The 21377-nt window shown below is 72.2% G+C and carries 19 protein-coding genes; 12 read left to right on the top strand and 7 right to left on the bottom strand.

Annotation, left to right across the window (positions count from 1 at the left end):
• Nucleotides 1-106: 106 nt before the first annotated feature.
• Nucleotides 107-2422 carry a PKD domain-containing protein gene (locus ACIBPB_RS24710; RefSeq protein WP_396841856.1) on the bottom strand — a complete coding sequence of 772 codons (2316 nt, stop codon included), beginning with the start codon at nucleotides 2420-2422 and terminating at the stop codon, nucleotides 107-109.
• Between the two features lie 167 nt (nucleotides 2423-2589).
• On the opposite strand from ACIBPB_RS24710, the gene purB reads away from it, so the two are divergent.
• Complete coding sequence (gene purB / locus ACIBPB_RS24705; RefSeq protein ID WP_396841855.1) at nucleotides 2590-4023, top strand: adenylosuccinate lyase; 1434 nt, start codon at nucleotides 2590-2592, stop codon at nucleotides 4021-4023.
• A gap of 64 nt (nucleotides 4024-4087) precedes the next feature.
• On the opposite strand, the gene ACIBPB_RS24700 is transcribed toward purB, so the two are convergent.
• Nucleotides 4088-4549, bottom strand: coding sequence for a YbjQ family protein (locus ACIBPB_RS24700; RefSeq protein WP_396841854.1), 462 nt, complete (start codon nucleotides 4547-4549; stop codon nucleotides 4088-4090).
• Nucleotides 4550-4679: 130 nt separating this feature from the next.
• The gene (locus tag ACIBPB_RS24695; protein WP_357308583.1) at nucleotides 4680-5363 is read right to left on the bottom strand and encodes a DUF1986 domain-containing protein; all 684 of its coding nucleotides are present in this window, start codon (nucleotides 5361-5363) and stop codon (nucleotides 4680-4682) included.
• A 457-nt stretch (nucleotides 5364-5820) separates the two neighbouring features.
• Between ACIBPB_RS24695 and purS the strand changes: the two genes are divergently transcribed.
• The 4 genes from purS to ACIBPB_RS24675 all read left to right on the top strand — a co-directional run bounded on the left by purS (nucleotide 5821) and on the right by ACIBPB_RS24675 (nucleotide 10447).
• Nucleotides 5821-6084 carry a phosphoribosylformylglycinamidine synthase subunit PurS gene (purS, locus tag ACIBPB_RS24690; protein ID WP_357308586.1) on the top strand — a complete coding sequence of 88 codons (264 nt, stop codon included), beginning with the start codon at nucleotides 5821-5823 and terminating at the stop codon, nucleotides 6082-6084.
• Nucleotides 6081-6764 carry a phosphoribosylformylglycinamidine synthase subunit PurQ gene (purQ, locus tag ACIBPB_RS24685; protein ID WP_396841853.1) on the top strand — a complete coding sequence of 228 codons (684 nt, stop codon included), beginning with the start codon at nucleotides 6081-6083 and terminating at the stop codon, nucleotides 6762-6764. The genes purS and purQ overlap by 4 nt, the downstream gene beginning before the upstream one ends.
• Nucleotides 6765-6891: 127 nt before the next feature.
• Nucleotides 6892-9687, top strand: a complete 2796-nt coding sequence (purL, locus tag ACIBPB_RS24680) for a phosphoribosylformylglycinamidine synthase subunit PurL (protein ID WP_396841852.1) — start codon at nucleotides 6892-6894, stop codon at nucleotides 9685-9687.
• Nucleotides 9650-10447 (top strand): 2-phosphosulfolactate phosphatase, encoded by a 798-nt coding sequence (locus ACIBPB_RS24675; protein WP_396841851.1) that lies wholly within the window; start codon nucleotides 9650-9652, stop codon nucleotides 10445-10447. Before purL ends, ACIBPB_RS24675 begins: the two co-directional genes overlap by 38 nt.
• 219 nt (nucleotides 10448-10666) lie before the next feature.
• Here ACIBPB_RS24675 and ACIBPB_RS24670 read toward each other — a convergent pair whose 3' ends face one another.
• Nucleotides 10667-12748 (bottom strand): carboxypeptidase-like regulatory domain-containing protein, encoded by a 2082-nt coding sequence (locus ACIBPB_RS24670; protein WP_396841850.1) that lies wholly within the window; start codon nucleotides 12746-12748, stop codon nucleotides 10667-10669.
• Between the two features lie 163 nt (nucleotides 12749-12911).
• Here ACIBPB_RS24670 and ACIBPB_RS24665 point away from each other — a divergent pair, with 163 nt between their 5' ends.
• The 5 genes from ACIBPB_RS24665 to amcA all read left to right on the top strand — a co-directional run bounded on the left by ACIBPB_RS24665 (nucleotide 12912) and on the right by amcA (nucleotide 17633).
• Nucleotides 12912-13280 (top strand): sterol carrier family protein, encoded by a 369-nt coding sequence (locus ACIBPB_RS24665; protein ID WP_396841849.1) that lies wholly within the window; start codon nucleotides 12912-12914, stop codon nucleotides 13278-13280.
• 153 nt (nucleotides 13281-13433) lie between these two features.
• Nucleotides 13434-14984 carry an amidophosphoribosyltransferase gene (gene purF / locus ACIBPB_RS24660; RefSeq protein WP_396841848.1) on the top strand — a complete coding sequence of 517 codons (1551 nt, stop codon included), beginning with the start codon at nucleotides 13434-13436 and terminating at the stop codon, nucleotides 14982-14984.
• A gap of 60 nt (nucleotides 14985-15044) precedes the next feature.
• On the top strand, nucleotides 15045-16199 hold the full coding sequence (gene purM / locus ACIBPB_RS24655; protein ID WP_396841847.1) for a phosphoribosylformylglycinamidine cyclo-ligase: 1155 nt from the start codon (nucleotides 15045-15047) through the stop codon (nucleotides 16197-16199).
• A gap of 125 nt (nucleotides 16200-16324) precedes the next feature.
• A complete protein-coding gene (amcB, locus tag ACIBPB_RS24650) occupies nucleotides 16325-17428 on the top strand; it encodes a cyclophane-forming radical SAM peptide maturase AmcB (protein WP_396842003.1) in 1104 nt (367 codons plus the stop codon).
• Nucleotides 17397-17633: a multiple cyclophane-containing RiPP AmcA gene (gene amcA / locus ACIBPB_RS24645; protein WP_357308607.1), complete on the top strand. Its 237-nt coding sequence runs from the start codon at nucleotides 17397-17399 to the stop codon at nucleotides 17631-17633. The genes amcB and amcA overlap by 32 nt, the downstream gene beginning before the upstream one ends.
• A gap of 146 nt (nucleotides 17634-17779) precedes the next feature.
• Here the strand turns inward: amcA and ACIBPB_RS24640 are convergent, their stop codons facing one another.
• Entirely contained in the window at nucleotides 17780-17995 is a 216-nt protein-coding gene (locus ACIBPB_RS24640) for a DUF3073 domain-containing protein (protein ID WP_046567332.1), read from the bottom strand.
• A 301-nt stretch (nucleotides 17996-18296) separates the two neighbouring features.
• Nucleotides 18297-19379, bottom strand: a complete 1083-nt coding sequence (locus ACIBPB_RS24635) for a Glu/Leu/Phe/Val dehydrogenase (protein WP_396841846.1) — start codon at nucleotides 19377-19379, stop codon at nucleotides 18297-18299.
• A 169-nt stretch (nucleotides 19380-19548) separates the two neighbouring features.
• On the opposite strand from ACIBPB_RS24635, the gene ACIBPB_RS24630 reads away from it, so the two are divergent.
• Both ACIBPB_RS24630 and ACIBPB_RS24625 read left to right on the top strand, forming a co-directional pair.
• Complete coding sequence (locus ACIBPB_RS24630) at nucleotides 19549-20388, top strand: hypothetical protein (protein ID WP_357308614.1); 840 nt, start codon at nucleotides 19549-19551, stop codon at nucleotides 20386-20388.
• 254 nt (nucleotides 20389-20642) lie between these two features.
• Nucleotides 20643-20852 carry a BldC family transcriptional regulator gene (locus ACIBPB_RS24625; RefSeq protein ID WP_007073996.1) on the top strand — a complete coding sequence of 70 codons (210 nt, stop codon included), beginning with the start codon at nucleotides 20643-20645 and terminating at the stop codon, nucleotides 20850-20852.
• Between the two features lie 102 nt (nucleotides 20853-20954).
• Here ACIBPB_RS24625 and ACIBPB_RS24620 read toward each other — a convergent pair whose 3' ends face one another.
• Entirely contained in the window at nucleotides 20955-21335 is a 381-nt protein-coding gene (locus ACIBPB_RS24620) for a PPOX class F420-dependent oxidoreductase (protein ID WP_357308617.1), read from the bottom strand.
• Nucleotides 21336-21377 lie beyond the last annotated feature (42 nt).

Here is a 21377-nt window from a genome sequence, read left to right as displayed (position 1 = left end):
GAAGTAGCCGCCGTCGAGGGTGGGCGGCCAGGACCACCGACCCGGCCGACTGACGCGCCGACGCCCGCCCGGATCCCGGACGGGCGTCGGTCGTGCGGCGCGCCGGTCAGCGCAGCTGGAACCGCTGCTGGGTGCCCGTCGTGCTGCCGCTCGCGATGAGCGGGTTGGTCCGCAGTGCCGTGACGTACCGGTTGTTCGCCCCGGCCTTGATGCTCACCGTGCCGTCGGTGTTGCGGACGATGGTGAACCGTTCCCAGGAGCCGACGGTGGCGCGGATCGCGATCAGCGGCTTGGCCCCGGCGCCGTCCGCGCTGACGAAGCGGTTGTTCGACCCGGCGAAGAGGGCGACCTGCCCGTTGCCGAGATCGACCAGGTCGAACCGTTCGGTGAGTCCGGCGCTGGTACGGCTGGCGGTCAACGGCTTGCTGCCGGCGCTGTCGGCGGTGACGTAGAGCTTGTTCGACAGCGCCCGGAGCGACCGGTTCGCGTCGGCGACGTTGACCCGGTAGAACTTCTCCGTCGTGCCGATGGCTGTCGCGGCGACGCTCAGGAACGCGGCACCCTGGCTGCCGGTGCTGACATAGCCGTTGACGGTCCTGAGGCTGACCGTACCGTCGGTGTTTCTGACCAGGGTGAAACTCTCGAAGACGCTGACGTCGGTGCTGGTGGTGCCGAGCAGACCCGTGATGTCCCTGGCGATGTAGCGTTTGGCCGCCGGGGAGTACAGGGCAATCTGGCCGTTCCCGGCGTCGGCCAGGTCGAGTCGATCCGACGTCTGCAGCGCGGCGTGGTCCGCCCGAAGCGCTGTCGAGGGAAGCAGCGGAGCGACGTAGCGGCGATTGCTGAGCGCGAGCAGTCCCACCGTGCCGATTCGATGCAGCATGGTCACCTGCCGTTCGCCCGCGCCCTTGCCGCCGTCGGTGCCGATCACTTGGACGGCGACGATGTAGAGACCCGGCGCGGCGTACCGATGCGTCGCAACCGGGCTGTCCTGGGTGATCCAGTACACACCATCACCGAAATTGAATCGATAGGAGGCGATGGGGCTCATGCCCGGCTCCGAGGCGGACGCGTCAACGGTAATCGAGGAGTCGCCGAGGTCCAGGGCGGTCTCGAAGCGGACGACGGGGCTGCGGATGGTTTCGGTCGCCCCGCGGTCGGCGTACGTGATCGGACCCGCACCGGTATTCGGTACGGCCGGATCGTCGGCTCGTGCGGTGCCGTACAGGTCCGTGCTCGGGAAGCCAGGGGCTGCCGAGTTCGCCGAGTCAGTGGCAGCTTTCGGGTCCTGGCTCTCAAGGTCGTGGGCGGCCTGACCGGACGCGGCGCGGAATGCGGGCAGGCTCATCTGGACGCCGTTCCAGGCGTAGATCGTCTGGGATCCTGAGGAGGAGTGGTCGGCGTAGTTGTAGTCGATCACCGTGTCACTGACGGCGTCACCGTGAACCCCGATTTCCACGCCGGACGCCACCCCCGGTTCACAGCCGGGCTGCCCGAAAGGGCCGTTTGTGAAGAGCTGATTGTTCTGTACCGACACGTCGGCGGACGTTCCGTCGACCCGGATGCCGTCGAGACACCGGTCGAGGACGGTATTGTTGGTGATCGCAGTGCCGGTGGCGCTGTGGTTGTGGATCCCATGGCCGGCACCGCTGCGAATGTGGTTGTTGACCACCAGCGTGTCGCTCGCGCCGGCCTCGACGGCGATGGCCGAGCCGGTGAAGCCGTAAAGGAAGCTGTTCCGGATCATGTTGCCGGCGCCGGCGACCCGGATACCCACACTGTGGTCGACGCTCGAATACAAAGTGTCGCTACCGATCGCCATGTCGGTGAGGCTGACCCCGTTTGTCGCGGCGTCCATCGCTACGCCCGTGGCCAGCTTCTGCCCATTGACACGAGTGCGTGCGATGGTGGAGTGGGTAACCCCGGCGAGGCGGATGGCGGGTGCGGCGAAGCCGTCGGCCATGTCGAAGTTCCCACCCTCGATGGTGATACCGGCGGAGTTGCGCAAGTCGACCGCAGGAGCTTCGCTCACGTCGACGGTATGGAATCTCTGGATCATGATGTCGTGCTGGCCGTCGATGGTGATGCCAGCCGCCGGGCCGGTCAGCAGCGCGTTGGAGTTCGTCGAGTCGCTACGGAACACGATCGGCTGGTCCGGCGTGCCGGACCGGGTGACGGCGACGCGCTCCCGGTAGGTGCCCGGGCCGACCTCGACCGTCTGGCCGGGGCCGACGATCGCGGCGGCGGGCGCGATGGAGCAGAACGGCTGCGCCAGGGTGCCGGGACCGGTGTCCGAGCAGGCGGTGGAGAACTGCCGGACGTAGCGGACCGTCGGCTCGTCGGCCCGGGCGGCGGTGGTGGGAAGGAGTAGGCCACCAGTCACCGCGGCGGCGGTGAGCGCGGCGAGGGATGTTCTGCGCATGCCTGGTCCTCGGGTGGAGAGGATGAGGAGTCGGACCGAGCCGACAGGTGGGCTAGATCATCTCGCATCGTCCGGGTTTTCCGCTGCCCCGCCGGCGCGGGAATCCGCCGCTCAGCCCCGCGCCGGGGTGGTGACCCCGCCCGGCGGCGGCCGGGGCGTACGGGAGAATGAGGGCCGTGACGACGATCCCGAACGTGCTCGCCAACCGGTACGCCTCACCCGAACTGGTCGCCCTCTGGTCGCCGGAGGAGAAGGTCCGCATGGAGCGGCGGCTCTGGCTCGCCGTACTCAAGGCCCAGCGGGACCTCGGCGTGCCGGTGCCGGACGGCGTGGTCGAGGCGTACGAGCGGGTGGTCGACGACGTCGACCTGGCCTCCATCGCGGCGCGCGAGCGGGTCACCCGGCACGACGTGAAGGCCCGGATCGAGGAGTTCAGCGCGCTCGCCGGGCACGAGCACGTGCACAAGGGGATGACCTCCCGGGACCTCACCGAGAACGTCGAGCAGCTGCAGATCCGCGCCTCGCTGGAGCTGATCCGGGACCGGGTGGTCGCCACCCTGACCCGGCTGGGCTGGCACGCGGGCGAATACTCCGCGCTGGTGATGACCGGCCGGTCGCACAACGTCGCCGCGCAGGCCACCACGCTGGGCAAGCGGTTCGCCTCCGCGGCCGAGGAGCTGTTGATCGCGTACGAGCGGCTGGAGGACCTGATCGGCCGGTACCCGCTGCGCGGGATCAAGGGGCCGGTGGGCACCGCCGCCGACCAGCTCGACCTGTTCGACGGCGACGCCGACAAGGTGGCCGAGCTGGAGCGCCGGGTCGCCGGGCACCTGGGCTTCGCCCGGGTGCTGGACAGCGTCGGCCAGGTCTACCCGCGTTCGCTGGACTTCGACGTGCTCTCGGCGCTGGCCCAGGTGGCCGCCGCGCCGTCGTCGCTGGCCACCACGATCCGGCTGATGGTCGGCCAGGAGCTGGTCACCGAGGGCTTCAAGCCGGGCCAGGTGGGGTCCAGCGCCATGCCGCACAAGATGAACACCCGCTCCTCGGAGCGGATGAACGGCTTCGCGGTGATCATCCGCGGTTACCTGTCGATGGTCGGCGAGTTGGCCGGCGACCAGTGGAACGAGGGGGACGTCTCCTGCTCGGTGGTCCGCCGGGTCGCGCTGCCGGACGCCTTCTTCGCCGCCGACGGGTTGTTCCAGACCTTCCTCACCGTGCTCGACGAGTTCGGGCCGTACCCGGCGGTGATCAACCGGGAGCTGGAGCGCTTCCTGCCCTTCCTGGCCACCACGAAGATCCTGGTCGCCGCCGTGCGCCGGGGCGTCGGCCGGGAGGTCGCCCACGAGGTGATCAAGGAGCACGCGGTGGCCGTGGCGCTGGCCATGCGGGAGAAGGGCGCTCCCGAGAACGACCTCTTCGACCGGCTCGCCGCGGACGGCCGCCTCGGCCTGACCCGCGCCGAGATCGACTCCCTGGTCGCCGACCGCAACGCCTTCGTCGGCGCGGCCGCCACCCAGGTCGACCGGGTGACCGCCCGCATCACGAGGATCGTCGAGCGCCATCCCGAGGCCGCCGCCTACTCCCCACCCCCCATCCTCTGACCCTGCCGCCCTTGTTGATCAAGAGGTTTGCGACGAAGACTCCTTGATCAACAAGGTGGGGCGGTCAGGTGCCAGGGGTGGGGGTTTCGGCGGCGCTGGCGAGGTTGGGGGCGCTGGCCGGTTCGGCGATGCCGCCGGGCGCGCTGGTGATCTCCGGGTCGTGCGCCGTCTCGGCGGCCACCATGGGCTGGTCGGGCGGCATGACGTCCGGCGTCTTGGGCACCACGATCACGGCGGTGCCGTACGCGCAGATCTCCATCCACATCTCGCCGCAGTCCCGGCTGTCGAACCGCATGCCGATCACCGCGTTCGCGCCGAGCCGGCGGGCCTCCTCGCCGAGCCGGGCCACCGAGTCGGTACGCCAGCGGGTCAGGTTGTCGGGCGCCATCGGGTCGTACGCGCCACCGCGCAGGTTCTTGACGCCCTCGCGGTACGGGTTCCGGGTCCTTGCCATCGAGGAGACCACTTCGCCGAGGATCTGGCGGATCTCATAGCCGGGCAGTTGATCCGTCGTCACGACCAGCACGTTTCCGATGCTGTCAGCCGCCCGGCGGCCGGTTCGCGAGCCGTGTTCAGCTGACCGGATGCTGCAAAACGGCGCGGCGCGGACGGTCGGGGTGCCACCGACCCATCCGCGCCGCCCCGGGCGTTAACCGTCAGACACCGGCCACCGAGGTGATCCAGGACCGGTTGTACGCCACACTGCCGTAGTTCTGGATGCTCACGCCGTCGGCCGTGGAGGCCACGCCGACCTGCCGGCCGTTGTAGAACTGCGGCCCGCCGGAGTCGCCCCGCCAGGCGTTGCCGCTGATCTTCGTGCTCCGGATCGCCTGGCCGCCGTACGCGTCGGTGGCGCTGGTGCTGGTGACCTGGACGGTGGCGGTCTTGAGCTGGCTGGCCGCGCTGCACCCGCTGTAGCAGGTCATGCCCCACCCGTAGATCGAGTTGGTCGACCCGACCGGCGGGTTGCTGGTGGCCAGCGTGACGGCGCTGGTGCTGACCGTGCTGGAGAGCCGCAGCAGGGCCAGGTCGTTGCGGGTGTACGAGGCGCTCACCGTGCGGGTGACCCCGCCGGAGGCGCGGTAGACGCTGCCGACCCGGACGGACATGGTGCCGCTGACGCAGTGCCGGGCGGTGAGCACCCACTGCGCGGCGATGACGCTGCCCGAGCAGGTGAACGATCCGTTGCTGAAGACCGCGGCGGCCCAGGGGGCGGACGAGACGGTGCTGCCACCGATGATCGGCTGCGGACCGGCCGGGGCGGCGACGGCGCCCGTGGTGCTGGCGAGGACGCCGGCCAGGGCGGTGGTCAGGACGGTGAGCAGGGGTCGGAGGCGCATGCGGGGATTCCTTCCGCGCGGTGGCCCGGGGGTGTGGGCCAGGGGTGGTGGCGCCGGGCCCGGTGCGGTCCGGCGACGGACGTCGATGCAATACATCGACGTACGCCGATGAATGCTAGGTGGTGACCGGCGTCACTCACAAGGGCCGGGGTGATTTCCGGGGCCCACCGCACCCCGGCCGGCCGATTGTCGGAAACCGGTCCGGCCGCCCGGGCGACGCGGGAAAATGCCTGGTGAGAGCCGCCAGTGCCGCCGCCCGGCCCGGGTCTCCGGCAACGAATCCGTATCGAGGTCACAACGACTCCGCAACGGCCCTCCGCCCCGGCGGCCGGTCACGCCCATCACTGCCTGAACTGCCCCCGGCCGGTGCCGGGAGGACGGTATCTGCCAGGTAGGCTGGCTGCGCTCGCCCCGTTGTGGGCCGGCACCCAACTGCGTACACAGTCAGGAGTGCCCCGTGCCTCGCGTCGTCGTCGACGTCATGCTCAAGCCCGAGATCCTCGATCCTCAGGGCCAGGCCGTCGCTAACGCGCTGCCCCGGCTCGGCGTCAACGACGTCGCCTCGGTTCGGATCGGCAGGCGGATCGAGATCGAATTCACCGGTGAAGCGGACCTGGACCGGGCCCGGGAGATCGCCGACAAGCTGCTCGCCAACCCGGTCATCGAGGACTTCACCGTCCGCCTGGTCGAGGCCGACGAGACCGTGGACGCGCGACCGTGACCGCCCGCGTCGGTGTGGTGACCTTCCCCGGGTCGCTCGACGACGGGGACGCGGCCCGGGCCGTCCGGATCGCCGGCGCCGAGCCGGTCCGGCTCTGGCACGGTGACCCGAACCTGCACGGGGTGGACGCCGTCGTCCTGCCCGGTGGCTTCTCCTACGGCGACTACCTGCGCTGCGGCGCCATCGCCCGGTTCGCCCCGGTGATGGGGACGATCGTGGACGCCGCCCGCGGTGGCCTCCCGGTGCTCGGCGTCTGCAACGGCTTCCAGATCCTCTGCGAGGCCCACCTGCTGCCCGGCGCGCTCACCCGCAACCAGCACCTGCACTTCCGCAACCGCGACCAGATCCTCCGGATCGAGGCGGTCGGCACCGCGTGGACCAACGCCTTCCAGGCGGGCCAGGAGGTGCTGATCCCGGTCAAGAACGGCGAGGGCTGCTACGTCGCCGACCCGGCGACCCTGGACCGGCTCGAGGCCGAGGGCCGGGTCGTCGCCCGCTACCTCGGCGGCAACCCCAACGGGTCGCAGCGGGACATCGCCGCGATCACCAACGAGGCCGGCAACGTGGTCGGCATCATGCCCCATCCCGAGCACGCCGTGGAGGCGCTCACCGGCCCCTCCCTGGACGGTCTCGGCTTCTTCACCTCGGTGCTCAAGCACCTGGTGGGGGCGCCGGCGTGAGCGTGCGGAGCGAGCCGGGTCTGCGGGCCCAACGGTCGCGAACGACGATCGGCTCGACGACCGCGCGCGGCGGGATCATCGGTCGGCTCACCCGCCCGTACGGCGGCGAGCGCAGCGAGGAGAGGTCATGACCACCCATCCGGACCCGGCCCTGCGGGAAACCCCGGGCGTGGTGCCGCAGGCCGGCCCGGCCGACTGGGCCGTCGGCGTGGACACCGTGCCCCGGGCCGCAGACACCCCGGACGAGCTCCAGCCGTACGCGGAGCTCGGTCTCCGCGATGACGAGTACGACCGGATCCGGCACATCCTCGGCCGCCGGCCCACCCAGGCCGAGCTGGGCATGTACTCGATCATGTGGAGCGAGCACTGCTCCTACAAGTCGAGCAAGGTGCACCTGCGCCAGTTCGGCGAGAAGGCCCCGCCGAGCGACCGGCTGCTCGCCGGCATCGGGGAGAACGCCGGCGTGGTCCGGGTCTCCGACGAGCTGGCGGTGACCTTCAAGGTCGAGTCGCACAACCACCCGAGCTTCGTCGAGCCGTACCAGGGCGCGGCGACCGGCGTCGGCGGCATCGTCCGGGACATCCTCGCCATGGGCGCCCGCCCGGTCGCGGTGATGGACCCGCTGCGCTTCGGCGCCGCCGACCACCCGGACACCGCCCGGGTGCTGCCCGGCGTGGTGGCCGGCGTCGGCGGGTACGGCAACTGCCTGGGCCTGCCCAACATCGGCGGCGAGGTGGTCTTCGACCCCTGCTACCAGGGCAACCCGCTGGTCAACGCGCTCTGCCTCGGGGTGCTGCCGGTCGACCGGCTGCAGAAGAAGGACGCCACCGGCCCGGGCAACGTCGTGGTGCTGATGGGCGCCAGGACCGGCCGCGACGGCATCGGCGGCGTGTCGGTGCTGGCCAGCGCCACCTTCGACGAGGGCAGCGAGCAGCGCCGCCCGTCCGTCCAGGTGGGCGACCCGTTCATGGAGAAGCTGCTGATCGAGGCGTGCCTCGAGCTGTACGACGCCGAGCTGGTCGTCGGCATCCAGGACCTCGGCGGCGCGGGGCTGACCTGCGCGCTCACCGAGACCGCCGCCTCCGCCGGCACCGGCATGCGGGTGTGGCTGGAGCGGGTGCCGCTGCGCGAGCCCTCGATGGAGCCGCACGAGATCCTGGCCAGCGAGTCCCAGGAGCGGATGCTGCTGGTCGTCGCCCCGGACAAGCTGGAGGCGGTGCTCAAGACCGCCGAGAAGTGGGGCGTCTGGGCCACCGCCATCGGCGAGGTCACCGCGCCGTCGCCGGACGGCCAGCCGGGCCGGCTGGTCATCACCTGGCGGGACCAGCTCGTGGTGGACGTGCCGCCCGGCTCGCTGGTCGACGACGGCCCGGTCTACGCCCGCCCGATGCGCGAGCCGGCCGACCTGATCCTGCTCCAGGCCGACCGGGCGGAGACGCTGCCCCGGCCGACCAACCCGGAGGCGCTGCGCGAGACCGTGCTGCGGATGATCGCGTCGCCGAACCTGGCCGACAAGACCTGGGTCACCGAGCAGTACGACCGGTACGTGCTGGGCAACACCGTGCTCGCCCAGCCGGAGGACTCCGGCGTGATCCGGATCGACGAGCGGACCGGCCTCGGTGTCGCCCTCTCCGTCGACGGCAACGGCCGGTACGCCCGGCTCGACCCGTACCACGGCACGAAGCTCGCGCTGGCCGAGGCGTACCGGAACGTGGCGGTGACCGGCGCGAAGCCGATCGCGGTGACCAACTGCCTGAACTTCGGCTCGCCGGAGGACCCGGGCGTGATGTGGCAGTTCGCCGAGGCCGTGCGCGGCCTCGCCGACGGCTGCCTGGAGCTGGGCATCCCGGTGACCGGCGGCAACGTCAGCTTCTACAACCAGACCGGCGCGGCCGCGATCCACCCGACCCCGGTTGTCGGCGTGCTGGGCGTGCTGGACAACGTCGCCGACCGGGTGCCGATGGGCTTCGTGCCCCGGGCCGGCGGCGACCACGACCAGCTCTTCCTGCTCGGCGAGACGCACGTCGAGCTCTCCGGGTCCGAGTGGGCCTGGGTGACGCACGAGCACCTCGGCGGCATCCCGCCGCAGGTCGACCTGGCCCGCGAGCGGCAGCTCGCCGACCTGCTCGCCGACGCGGCGCGGGTCGGGCACCTCAGCTCCGCGCACGACCTGTCCGACGGCGGCCTCGCCCAGAGCCTGGTCGAGTCCTGCCTGCGGCGCGGGGTCGGCGCCCGGGTCGCGCTGCCCGAGCAGTTCGCCGACGGTTCGATGCCGTTCGTCTTCCTGTTCAGCGAGTCGGCCGGCCGGGTGCTGGTGTCGGTGCCGCGCGGGCACGAGAAGGCGTTCACCGCGCTCTGCGCCGAGCACGGCGTGCCGTGGGAGTTCATCGGCGTCACCGATCCGGCCGGCGGCGCGCTCGAGGTGCACGGCCAGTTCCGGATCGGCCTGGACGAGCTGAGCGCCGCGCACACCGCGACCCTGCCGCGCCTCTTCGGTGGGGCGGAGACCGCCCAGGTCACGGTGGAGGCCGCCCGTACCGGGACCACCACCGTCCTGCCGGCCACCGCCGAGCAGCCGGTGGAGGTCGACACCGACGCCATCGACGCCGAGCCGATCGCCCGGGCCGACGGTGCCCCGGCGCCGGCCGCCGACGAGCCGGTCGCGCCGGCCGAGGGCGCTCCCGCGCCGGCCGGGTCGACCGCGTCGGACCCGGCGGACGCCGACGCTGTGGCGGACGTCGAGGCTCCGGCGGGGGTCGACGCGGCGGCGGACGCCGAGACGCGGGCGGGCGGGAATGCGGCGGCCGGCGGCGCGGCGGAGGCGGACGCCGAGGCTCCGACCGGCGCCGACGGGTCGTCCGGTCGCGCCGCGGCGGCACCGGGAGATGCCGCGACGCCTACCGGTGAGCCGGATCAGCACTGAGACCCCGGCCTTGGCGGTCTTCACCCAACCCGGCTCCGGCGCCCGGTTCGACTGGGGGCTGACCGGGGCGGCGGAACTCGGCCGGGTCTGCGCGGCCCTGGTGGTGGTGGACGTGCTCTCGTTCACCACCGCCGTGGACGTGGCGGTCGGGCGCGGCATGCGGGTGCACCCGTTCCCGTGGGGCGAGCAGGCCGCCGAGTACGCCCGCCGGGTCGGCGCGGTCGCGGCGGTCGGCCGCCGGCAGGTGACCCCGGACCATCCGTGGTCGCTCTCGCCCGCGGCGTTGCGGGCCGCGCCGGTGGTGGCCGACCTGGTGCTGCCCTCGCCGAACGGCTCGGCGATCAGCGCCGCCGCCAGTGCCGCCGGGATGCCGGTGGTCGCGGCCTGCCTGCGCAACGCGCCCGCCGTCGGGCGCTGGCTCCGGGCCCAGGGGTACGGCTCGGTCGACGCCCCGGTGGGCGTGGTGGCCGCCGGGGAGCGTTGGCCGGACGGCTCGTTGCGGCCCAGCGTGGAGGACCAGTTGGGGGCGGCCAGCGTGCTGGACGCCCTCGCCGACGTACCGGGTGGGCTGTCGGTGGAGGCGGCGATGGCGCTGGCCGCCCTGGCCAGCACCCCCGACGTGCCGGCGGCGGTCCGTGGCTGCGTGTCCGGCCGGGAACTGGTCGAGAGCGGCTTCGCCGCCGACGTGGAGATCGCCGCGCAGGTCGGCGTCTCGAACGTGGTGCCGGTGCTGCGGCACGGCTACTTCGCCGCCGGCTGACCCCGGGTCCACCCGATCACCGCGCCGGTCGGCGCTCCGTCGACCGGCCTGGTCGGCGTGCCGTGGCCGGGATGCGCAGTCGCCGCCGGGGATGCGCAGCGGCCACCCGGGATGGGCCGTGGCCACCGGGGATGCGCAGTGGCCGCCCGGGATGCGCAGTGGCCGCCCGGAGCGATCCGGGCGGCCACTGTCGGTCGGTCGGGGACTCGGCCCCGGCGGTCAGTCGTCCAGCCAGTCCAGGCGGCGGCCGCTCCGGTCCTGCGGGGCGTCCGGCCGGGTGCGTCCGGCCTGGGCCTGGTCGCCGTAGTAGCCGGCCTGGTCGTAGCCGGGGTCGTCGTAGCCGCCGGTGCGCTGCTGCGGCGGCGGCTCCTGGCCGTACCCGCCCTGCTGGCCGTAGGCGTCGCCGCCGTAGCCGGCCCGCTGGTCGTAGCCGTCGTAGCCGGGCTGGCCGCCGTCGTAGCCGCCCTGGGGTGCGCTGTCGTAGCCGCCGGCGGGCCGGTTGTCGTAACCGCCCTGCGGCCCGTTGCCGTAGCCACCCGGGGAACCGCTGTCGTAGGGCGCGCCGGCGTCGTAGCCGCCCGGAGCGCCGTAGCCGCCACCCGTGCCGTAGCCGCCCTGCTCCCCGCCGCGGCCGTGGCGGCCCTGGTCCGGCTGGCCGTAGCCGGGCGCCGGGTCGGGCTGGCCGTAGCCGGGCGCCGGGTCGGGCTGGCCGTAGCCGGGCGCCGGGTCCGGCTGGTAGGTGCTGGTCGGGTACGGGTCGGCCGGCGGGGTGTACTGGGTGCCGTCGCCGGTGTAGCGGCCGGTCGGCTCGTCGTACCGCTCGCCGCCGTAGCCGCCGCCCTGCGCGGGCGGGTAGCCGCCGGCCCCGGCGCCGTAGTCCCGGCTGCCGTAGCCGCCACCGGAGGACGGCGCGTTGCCGTAGCCGCCGCCGGAGGAGGGGGCGTTGCCGTAGCCGGCACCCTGCGGGCCGCTGCCGTAGCCGCTGCCGGAGGAGGGCGCGTTGCCGTAACCGCTGCCCGAGGAGGGCGCGTTGCCGTAGCCGTTGTTGCCGTAGCCCTGGCCGGGCCCCTCGTCGCCGTAGCCGCCGCCGGCCCAGCCGGCGCCCTGGCCGCCGCCGTAGGCGGGGGCGGGCGGGGCGCCGTACGGGTCCGGCGGGACGTCGTCCACGACCGGGCGGTGCATCATCGTCGGCGCGTCGCTGAGCGAGCTGCTGCCGATCATGGTGGGGGCCGCCCCGGCGCCCATCCCGTTGACCACCCGGGTCTGGTCGTCGGCACCCCGGTAACCGCCCCGCGCGGGGGGCACGCCACCGGCCGCCGCGCCGACACCGGCTGGGTCGTCCCCGTCGGCGTCGTCGTTCTTGCGTCGCACGTAGAGCAGCACGATGGTGCCGACGCCCACCGCGACGAACAGGCCACCGAGCAGGATCAGCAGCCAGGAGCTCATGCCACCGGAGTCCTCGCTGGCGGTGGGCTGCTGGGCGGCGGGAGCCTCGCTGGCCGGCGCCTCGGACGCCTCCTCGGTCGCCTCCTCGCTCGGCAGGGCCTCCTCGCTCGCCGACGGGGTGGGGCTCGGGGTGGTCTTGACCTCGATCGCCAGTCCGATCCGTACGCCGGTCACCGACTGGCCGGCGGCGGCGTCGATCGACTTGACCTCGTTCTTGTTGTCCTTGCTGGCCCCCAGGTCGAGCCGGCCGGGGGCGATCGGGTTCGAGGTCGAGCCGGAGAAGCGGAAGTTCCCGCTACCGTCGGAGGTGGTCCGGTACTGCCTGTTCTGGCTGTCCCGGAGCATCACGAGCGCGCCGGAGACCGGCTCGCTGTTCGCCGAGGCCACGACCTTCCCGGAGACGGACTTGACGGTCTGCGGCTGCGGCGGGGCCGTCGCCCTGACCGTCACGCTGAGCGGCTTGGAATCCGAGCCGTTGCTGCCCTCGACCCGGATCGTCGCCCGCACCCCGTTGGCCGCCGGGGCGTTGCCGGCCGCAGTCAAGGTCAACGTTACGGACTCTGGCTTCGGCACCCCGGGCGGTTGGTTATCGAAGTTGACCTTGCCGCAGCCGGCACAGGACACGCCGTCCGGGAGGCCGGTAACGCTGACATTGGCGGAGTCCTCGCCCAGGTCTGGAGCGATCTCCACCTTCACCTCGCCGCCCTGACGGCCGGCGTCGATGGTGACTGAACCGTCCGAGGATGTGATCTTGGCGGCCGATGCGGGTGTGGCGGGGACGGTGAGCAGCGCGCCGAACACCAGCGCCACGATCACACCGGCCCGCTGCTGCCAGGCACGTCGGTGTGTTGACACGTCCACCGCCTTCCGGGTCTGATCGTCCCGCTGGCCGGTCGGCCGGGCCGGGTCGATCACTCACGGTACGAATACGCCGTCGGCAACTATGCCTTGTCTGACCGGATCATCTCTACCCAGGGCCGGCGTCGAACGGGCCGCCGTGGGGTCGTATCGTCCCGTCGTGTCCTCTCCGCACACTAATTCCGCCGCGGTCGCGGCAGCGTTGTCGGCGCTGGATGAGGGGCGTACGCCCGAACGGCCGGTGTTCCGGGAGGCGGTCCGTACCCTCTTGGCCGTCCTCGCGGAGCGCGCCCCCGGCCGATCGGTGGAGGTGCGGGTTCCACCCTACGGTGCGGTGCAGTGCGTGGCGGGGCCGCGACACACCCGGGGAACGCCACCGAACGTGGTGGAAACGGACCCGATGACCTGGCTGGAGCTGGCCACCGGCCGGCTCGGCTGGGCGGCGGCGGTCACCGAGGGTCGCGTACGGGTCAGCGGGGTCCGGGCCGACCTCTCCGCGCACCTTCCGCTCCAGCAGCCACAACCCTGATCACAAGGGATCACCCAGCGCAGGCGAATCGTGACTGTCGGTGTCGACGCTGATTCGCGTACACTGTCAGGCGACGACGGTCCCGGCCGACCACGCGGAGCTTGACCCCCGACCTCCGCCAGGCCAGTCCCAATCAGCATGAGGGAGCGGCACGTGCCCCGAGGCGATGGCCGGCTGAGCCACGACCTTGACCCCCAGCGACCCGGCCCACAGGACGCCTGCGGCGTCTTCGGCGTCTGGGCGCCGGGCGAGGAGGTCGCGAACCTCACCTACTTCGGGCTGTACGCCCTCCAGCACCGCGGCCAGGAGGCCGCCGGCATCGCGGTGAGCGACGGTTCGGGCGTGGTGGTCTACAAGGACCTCGGGCTGGTCGCCCAGGTCTTCGACGAGCCGACCCTGGCGAGTCTGCGCGGGCACCTCGCGATCGGCCACGCCCGCTACTCGACGACCGGCGGTTCGACCTGGGAGAACGCGCAGCCGACGATCCGCGCGACCAGTGCCGGCACGACCATCGCGCTGGCCCACAACGGCAACCTGGTCAACACCGCCGAGCTGCAGCGGGAGGTGGCCGAGCGGGGGATCGACCCGGACGGGTCGAGCAACGACACCTCGCTGGTGACCATGCTGCTGGCCAGCCGGCCGGATCTCTCCGTCGAGGCGGCCGCGCTGGAGGTCCTGCCCCAGCTGCGCGGCGCGTTCAGCTTCGTCTTCATGGACGAGTCGACCCTCTACGCCGCCCGCGACCCGCACGGCGTGCGGCCGCTGGTGCTCGGCCGGCTGGAGCGCGGCTGGGTGGTCGCCAGCGAGACCCCCGCGCTGGACATCGTCGGCGCGAGCGTGGTCCGCGAGGTGGAGCCGGGCGAGCTGATCGCCATCGACGAGGACGGGCTGCGGTCCAGCCGGTTCGCCGCGCCGGAGCCGAAGGGCTGCCTCTTCGAGTACGTCTACATCGCCCGGCCGGACGCCACCATCGCCGGCCGCAACGTGCACGCGGCCCGGGTGCAGATCGGCCGCCAGCTCGCCAAGGAGCACCCGGTCGACGCCGACCTGGTGATCCCGGTGCCGGAATCCGGCACGCCGGCCGCCATCGGCTACGCCGAGGAGTCCGGCATCACCTACGGCCAGGGCCTGATGAAGAACCCGTACGTCGGGCGGACCTTCATCCAGCCGTCCCAGACGCTGCGCCAGCTCGGCGTCCGGCTCAAGCTCAACCCGCTGCGGGAGAACATCCGCGGCAAGCGGGTCGTGGTGGTGGACGACTCGATCGTGCGCGGCAACACCCAGCGGGCCATCGTGCGGATGCTGCGCGAGGCCGGGGCGCTGGAGGTGCACGTCCGGATCTCCTCGCCGCCGGTCAACTGGCCCTGCTTCTACGGCATCGACTTCGCCACCCGGGCGGAGCTGCTCGCCAATGGGCTGGACAACGACGGCATCCGGCGGTCGATCGGTGCCGACACGCTGGGCTACGTCTCGCTGGCCGGGCTGATCGCCGCGACCGAGCAGCCGAAGACCCGGCTCTGCCGGGCGTGTTTCGATGGGGAGTACCCGATCGAGCTGCCGGCCGGGAACCTGATCGGCAAGCACATCCTCGAAGCTGTGGGTCGCCGGGTCACCGCCGAGGCGGCCCAGCGCACCGGCACCAACGCCCTACCCGACCTGAACCCGTCGGTAGCCGCTCCGGGCGGCGCGACCCACCGCCCGTAGCACCACCCGACGCGGGTCCGGCACAACAGCGGGCCCGCGAGAACCACAAAGGGGAGAACCGTGACGCACGTGTCCGAGCGCAGCGGCGCAGGAACCAGCCCGACGGGCGCCGGCGGCGACCGCCAGCCCTGGACGGCCGGCACCAGCCGTACGACGCGCAAACGCTCGGTCTCGTACGCCGACGCCGGGGTGTCGATCGAGGCGGGCGACCGCGCGGTCGAGCTGCTCAAGTCCAAGGTCAAGCAGACCCGGCGCCCCGAGGTGATGGGTGACCTGGGCGGCTTCGCCGGCCTGTTCCGGCTGGACACCACGAAATATCAGAACCCGATCCTGGCCTCCTCCACCGACGGGGTGGGCACCAAGCTGGTGATCGCCCAGCAGCTCGACATCCACGACACGGTCGGCATCGACCTGGTCGCGATGGTGGTGGACGACCTGGTCGCCTGCGGCGCCGAGCCGCTCTTCCTGCTCGACTACATCGCCACCGGCGAGGTCGTGCCGGACAAGGTCGCCGAGATCGGCGCCGGCATCGCCGACGGTTGCCGGTACGCCGGCTGCGCGCTGCTCGGCGGCGAGACCGCCGAGCACCCGGGCGTGCTGCGCCCCGACGAGTACGACATCTCCGCCACCGGCGTCGGCGTGGTGGAGGAGAGCGAGATCCTCAGCTCGGAGCGGGTGGAGGTGGGCGACGTCGTCATCGCGATGCGCTCGTCCGGGCTGCACTCCAACGGCTACTCGCTGGTCCGGCACGTGCTGCTGGGCGCGGGCCGGATGCGGCTGGACGTGGTGATCGACGACTTCGGCCGGCAGCGCACCCTCGGCGAGGAGCTGCTCACCCCGACCAAGATCTACGCGCAGGACTGCCTCAAGCTGATCGCCGAGGCCGAGGTGCGGGCGCTGGCCCACGTCACCGGCGGCGGCATTCCCGGCAACCTGGTCCGGGTCCTGCCGGAGCACGTCGACGCGGTGGTCAACCGTTCCACCTGGAAGCCGCAGCCGGTCTTCGACCTGATCCAGTCCAAGGGGCGGATCGAGGACCCGGAGATGGAGGCGACGTTCAACATGGGCGTCGGCATGTTCGCGATCGTCTCCGCCGAGGACGCCGACCGGGCGCTGGCCACCCTGACCGGGCGTGGCGTGGACGCCTGGCAGGCCGGCGAGATCATCGAAGGGTCCGGCAACGTGCAGATGATCGGGCAGCACACCCGCGGATGATCACGCTCCGGTGATCGGCCAGGCACCTGATCGGGGGTTCACCCGAGTGGCCAGTGCCGCCTAGCCTGAAGGGTCTGAGGCTAGGCGGGGGAGGGTTGATGGCTGCTCGTGGAACGCATCCCGGGATGCGGGGCATCGCCGCCGTCCCCTCGTACGTGGTGATGCAGCCCACGACGCTGTGCAACCTCGACTGCGCCTACTGCTACCTGCCGATGCGGGCCGTGGACCGGCGGATGCCGGTGGCGGTCGCCGAGGCGGTGGCGGCGTCGGTGAACCCGTGGGCGGCCGCGGGCCGGTTCTCGGTGGTCTGGCACGGTGGCGAGCCGCTCGCGGCCGGGCGGGAGCACCTGGCCGCCCTGCTCGCCCCGTTCGCGCCCGAGGTGGAGCACCACGTCCAGACCAACGCCACCCTGGTCGACGACGCCTGGTGCGCGTTCTTCGCCGAGCACGGGGTGCGGGTCAGCGTGAGCGTGGACGGGCCCCGGGAGCGCAACGCCGAGCGGGTGACCCGGGGCGGCCGGCCGGCGTACGACCGGATCGTGGCCGGCGTGGCGGCGCTGCGCCGGCACGGGTTGCCCTTCTCGGCCCTGGCGGTGGTCTCCCGCCCGGAGCCGGGCCTGGCCGCCGAGTTGTACGACTACTTCCTCGACCTCGGCTGCGACGTGCTGGGGGTCAACATCGAGGAGACCGAGGGAGTCAACACCCGGACCAACGCCCGGGACGCGGCGGCGGTGACCGGGTTCTGGGCGGAGCTGGTCGCCGCCTGGCGACGGGATCCCCGGATCCACCTGCGCGAGGTCGAGTGGTCGTTGCGGTACGCGGGGGCCGTGCTGGCCGGCACCGCGGACGGGTTGCTGCCCCGCCAGCTGGACCCGATCCCGACCGTCGCCCAGGACGGCTCGGTGGTGGTGCTCTCCCCGGAGCTGGCCGGCTTCTCCGACCCCCGGTACGGCGACTTCAGCAGTGGCAACGTGCTGACCGCCCCGCTGGCGGAGATCCTGGCCGGCGCCGGCGGCACGCCCTGGGTGGGCGAGTTCCTCACCGGTGTGGAGGCGTGCCGGTCGTCCTGCCCCTACTTCGGCTTCTGCGGCGGGGGCCACGCGGCCAACCGCTTCTTCGAGCTGGGGCGTTTTGACGGTACGGAGACCGAGCACTGCCGCAACAGCAAGATCCGCCTATTGGAGGGAGTGTTGGAGCATGCCCGAGACCATGGGTCACCGGCAGCCTGAGCGCGCCGGGGAAGCCGGCCCGGATCCGGTCGCCGACCGGGTGCGGGACGCCGCGGTGGGGTTGACCGCACTGCTCCACGAGGCCGAGGCCGCGCGGCTGCTACGGGCGGAGGTGTCGGGCGGCGACGGGGCCAGCGCGGTGTGCGCATGGAACCACTTCGAGAACATCCCGACGTTCTACAACTGGAACAACCGGCCGCGCTGACGGTCGGTGCCCGCGATCAGGGACCTGCCGCTCGTCCGGAGTGCTCCGGGGTGGCAGGTCCCTGATCGTCGGCACTGCGCTGCTTCTGACGGCACATGCGTGAGCACGCGGGGAGTCACCGCGTGCTCAAGATGCGACCGGAGGTGTCAGCGGGCCGGGCGCGCCCAGGTGTCCGGGTCGTCGTCCGCGTGATCCTCATCATCGTCGTCGACATACTCTTTGTAGTCGTCGTCGAAGTTGTGCTCAGACTTACCAGCACCCGCCAACTCGCGCTGCAAGGCGGTGAGGTCGGTGTTCGGGGAGTGGTACTTCAACTCCCGGGCCACCTTCGTCTGCTTGGCCTTAGCACGGCCGCGCCCCATGGCTCGACCCCCTCGCACAGAATGCGGGGCAGCCCGAAGGCGGGCCCCGATGACGTCAGGCATCTCTCGTGGCTCTTACGGTACATGGGGATGCCACCGTTCGGCACCTCGGGTTACCGCCGGCCGGCCCTGCGCGTCGCAGTTGCCCGGCCGTCACAAATTGTACCTGGTAAGGGGTGACGCTGGGACCGGGCGTGACAGCGGACAAGCCGGTACGAAAAGTCCCATTTGCCAGCTTAACCCGGCGCTCCGGCCGGCACGCCCCGGGGGCGGAGCCAGGCTCCGCCCCCGGAGGTGACGTTCAGCTCAGGCGGATGGTGCGGAGCCGGCCGACATCGGCCATCCGGCGCTCGGCGAGCCGGTCGGCGGCCACCGCCGGCGGGACGCCCTCGTCGTCGGCGAGCCGCAGGATCTCCCGGGTGGTGTCGTAGATCCGGGTGGCCCGCAGCTTGGCGCGCTCGAAGTTGAAGCCCTCGATCTCGTCGGCGACCTGGATCACGCCACCGGCGTTCACCACGTAGTCCGGGGCGTAGAGGATGCCCCGGTCGGCGAGGACCTTCTCGATGCCCGGGTGGGCGAGCTGGTTGTTCGCCGCGCCGGCGACCACCTTGGCCCGCAGCACCGGCACCGTGTCGTCGTTGAGGGCGCCGCCCAGCGCGCACGGGGCGTACACGTCGATGTCGGCCGCGACCAGGGCCGCGACGTCGTCGACCAGCTCGACCTGCGGGTGGGTGGCGCGCACCCACTCGAGCGCCTTCGGGTTGACGTCGGTCGCCACCACCTCGGCGCCGTCGGAGACCAGGTGACCGGTGAGGTACTTGCCGACCTTGCCCAGGCCGGCCACGCCGACCCGGCGGCCGGCCAGCGTCGGGTCGCCCCAGACGTGCTCGGCGGCGGCCCGCATGCCCTGGAAGACGCCCCAGGCGGTCAGGATCGAGGAGTCACCGGCGCCGCCGTGCTCCACGCTGCGGCCGGTGACGTAGCGGGTCTCCCGGGCGATCACGTCCATGTCGGCGACGTAGGTGCCGACGTCGCAGGCGGTGTAGTAGCGCCCGCCCAGGGACTGCACGAAGCGGCCGTACGCGCGCAGCAGCGGCTCGCTCTTGATCTGCTCCGGGTCACCCCAGATGACCGCCTTGCCGCCACCCAGGTCGAGGCCGGCCAGGGCGTTCTTGTAGGCCATGCCCCGGGAGAGGTCGAGCACGTCGGCGAGGGCGTCGGCCTCGCTGGCGTACGGGTAGAACCGGGTGCCGCCGAGCGCGGGGCCCAGCGCGGTCGAGTAGATCCCGATGATCGCCTTCAGGCCGGACTGCTTGTCCTGGCAGAAGACCACCTGTTCGTGACCCGTGGCTCCCGGGTCGTCGGTGCTCGCGAATACGCCCATGACTGCTCCTGTGTCGGTGTGCGCCCTTGTGGGGCGCGGCCCTGTGACGCCGGCGGGATGCTGCCGGTGCTGCTGAGCCTAATATCGGCCGCAGCCGTACTGTCGCGCACGTCACGCAGCCCCGTCGCGGCGGCGGCGTACGGGTCCCGTCTCGTGGGAGGATCGCGCCGTGCCGTCGCTCTTCGCTAGTTACCTGCGCGTTTACGAGCCGCTGACCGCCTTCGATCGGGAACGCCAGTCGTTCTGGCGCCGGTACGTCAACGAGGGACGCGCGATCGCCCCGCTGGAGGGCCCGGTCCGGCAGCGGACCGCGGTGATCGAGGCGCTCGGCGCGGGCTGGACCCGGTTGCCGGATCTGCCCGACGAGGCGTACGTGCTGGAGACCGACGACACGCTGCTGGTCTGCCCGTGGAACCTGCGGGTCCGGGTGGCTGAGGCGGCGCTGAGCGCCCGGGACGGGGTGCCCTCGGTGCTGGCTGACGCGTTCGTCCCGCCGATCCTGGCCGGGCAGGCCAAGGCGGTGGTGGAGGACTGGCGCAGCGGGGCCCGGGTGCTGGAGCACGGGGTGCCCCGGGTGCACGAGCAGATCGCCACCTGGGGGGTGCCGCTGCGCTGGTTCGTGCTCTTCGACGCGCAGGAACGGCATCTGGTGACCGAGCCGGGCCGGCGCGCGTTGCGCTACCGCACGGAGATCTCCAAGGCGCGCCGCCGGTCCTCCCGGGCGCTGTCGGTGCTCCGCAAGTCGGTCGGCGAGGCGCCGATCACGGAGGCGGTCGAGGAGGCCGCCCGCTGGCTGGAGGAGTTCCACCCGCGCTCGGTGGTCGAGCTGGACTACGGCGGCCTGGTGCAGCTACTGCCGGACGAGACGCTCTCTGCCGACGACTCGACCGAGCTGGTCGCCACCGGGCTGGCCGGGCTCTCCCGGGGCGAGGCGGAGGAGGCCTCCGCGGCGTACGACAAGCTGGTCGCCCGGTGGCGCGCGGTGCAGCTGCTGGAGCGCTGCAACTAGCCCGTTTTGCCCCCGGATCACCCGCAGAGTATGAGACTGTCTCGTAGTTGACGCATCACCACGCGCGATCATGAGTCCGAATAAGGTAGTTTCTGCGACATAAAAGTAGTAAAAATCGGGCATGGTTCATCCGTCCGTCTAGGGACCTTCAGCCGTTCGGCCCATGTCGGACATCGGGGACTAGCCGGACCATGGGAGACGCGTCGGCCGGCGGGACCCCGGCCGATGTCTATAACTGTGGAGGAGTGACCCCGATGGCATCGCGAACGCACGAACCAGAGCCGCTACTCACACCGGCCGAGGTCGCGTCGATGTTCCGTGTCGACCCGAAGACGGTGACCCGGTGGGCCAAGGCTGGCAAGCTCAGCGCCATCCGGACCCTGGGCGGCCACCGCCGTTACCGCGAGTCGGAGGTCCGGGCCCTGCTGCAGGGGCAGATTCCCCAGCAGCGTCAGGGGGACTGAGACCCAGGCGTTCCGATCAGGGGCGGCCGGACGTACGCGCAAGCGTCGATCCCGCCGCCCTTCGTCGTGTCCGGGGCAGGTGCACCCGTCCAGCGCGATCGCTCACTCGTCGAGCACGATCCGCAGCCCCACCGTGCCGCTCTCGCCCCGGCGCAGCCGGCTGCCCAGCAGGCTCAACCGGCCGATCATCCGGTACTTCTGCTTCAACAGCCCGCGGATCCGGCGCGTCCCCGCCACGTCGGAGACCGCCGCGTGCCCCGGCACCGGCTCACCGTGCGGCCGCCCGCGCACGTCGCACGGGGCCACCGTCACCCGGCCGTCCCGCCGGATCCGTTTCACCTTGCCCGAGTCGGACACCGTCCACACCGCCAACGCGTTGCCGTCACGCACCGCCCAGACCGGCGTCGGCACCGCCCGACCGTCCTTCCGGAAGGTCGTCAGCAGCACGTACTTCTCCGCCGCCAGGCGGTCCAGGTCTGTCACGCCGCTCAGGATACGACCGTGACGCGCTGGACGAGGACGGAT

The organism is Micromonospora sp. NPDC049836, assembly GCF_044465125.1.
Lineage (GTDB): Bacteria > Actinomycetota > Actinomycetes > Mycobacteriales > Micromonosporaceae > Micromonospora.
This window is presented reverse-complemented; position numbering and strand designations above follow the sequence as displayed.

What these genes read in the sequence shown, in the direction of transcription:
- ACIBPB_RS24675 (WP_396841851.1), top strand. Translation starts at nt 9,650, where the DNA reads ATGCCGCGACGCCTACCGGTGAGCCGGATCAGCACTGAGACCCCGGCC.
- ACIBPB_RS24625 (WP_007073996.1), top strand. Translation starts at nt 20,643, where the DNA reads ATGGCATCGCGAACGCACGAACCAGAGCCGCTACTCACACCGGCCGAG.
- ACIBPB_RS24695 (WP_357308583.1), bottom strand. Translation starts at nt 5,363, where the DNA reads ATGCGCCTCCGACCCCTGCTCACCGTCCTGACCACCGCCCTGGCCGGC.
- ACIBPB_RS24710 (WP_396841856.1), bottom strand. Translation starts at nt 2,422, where the DNA reads ATGCGCAGAACATCCCTCGCCGCGCTCACCGCCGCCGCGGTGACTGGT.
- purB (WP_396841855.1), top strand. Translation starts at nt 2,590, where the DNA reads ATGAGGGCCGTGACGACGATCCCGAACGTGCTCGCCAACCGGTACGCC.
- ACIBPB_RS24640 (WP_046567332.1), bottom strand. Translation starts at nt 17,995, where the DNA reads ATGGGGCGCGGCCGTGCTAAGGCCAAGCAGACGAAGGTGGCCCGGGAG.
- ACIBPB_RS24635 (WP_396841846.1), bottom strand. Translation starts at nt 19,379, where the DNA reads ATGGGCGTATTCGCGAGCACCGACGACCCGGGAGCCACGGGTCACGAA.
- amcB (WP_396842003.1), top strand. Translation starts at nt 16,325, where the DNA reads ATGCGGGGCATCGCCGCCGTCCCCTCGTACGTGGTGATGCAGCCCACG.
- amcA (WP_357308607.1), top strand. Translation starts at nt 17,397, where the DNA reads ATGCCCGAGACCATGGGTCACCGGCAGCCTGAGCGCGCCGGGGAAGCC.
- purL (WP_396841852.1), top strand. Translation starts at nt 6,892, where the DNA reads ATGACCACCCATCCGGACCCGGCCCTGCGGGAAACCCCGGGCGTGGTG.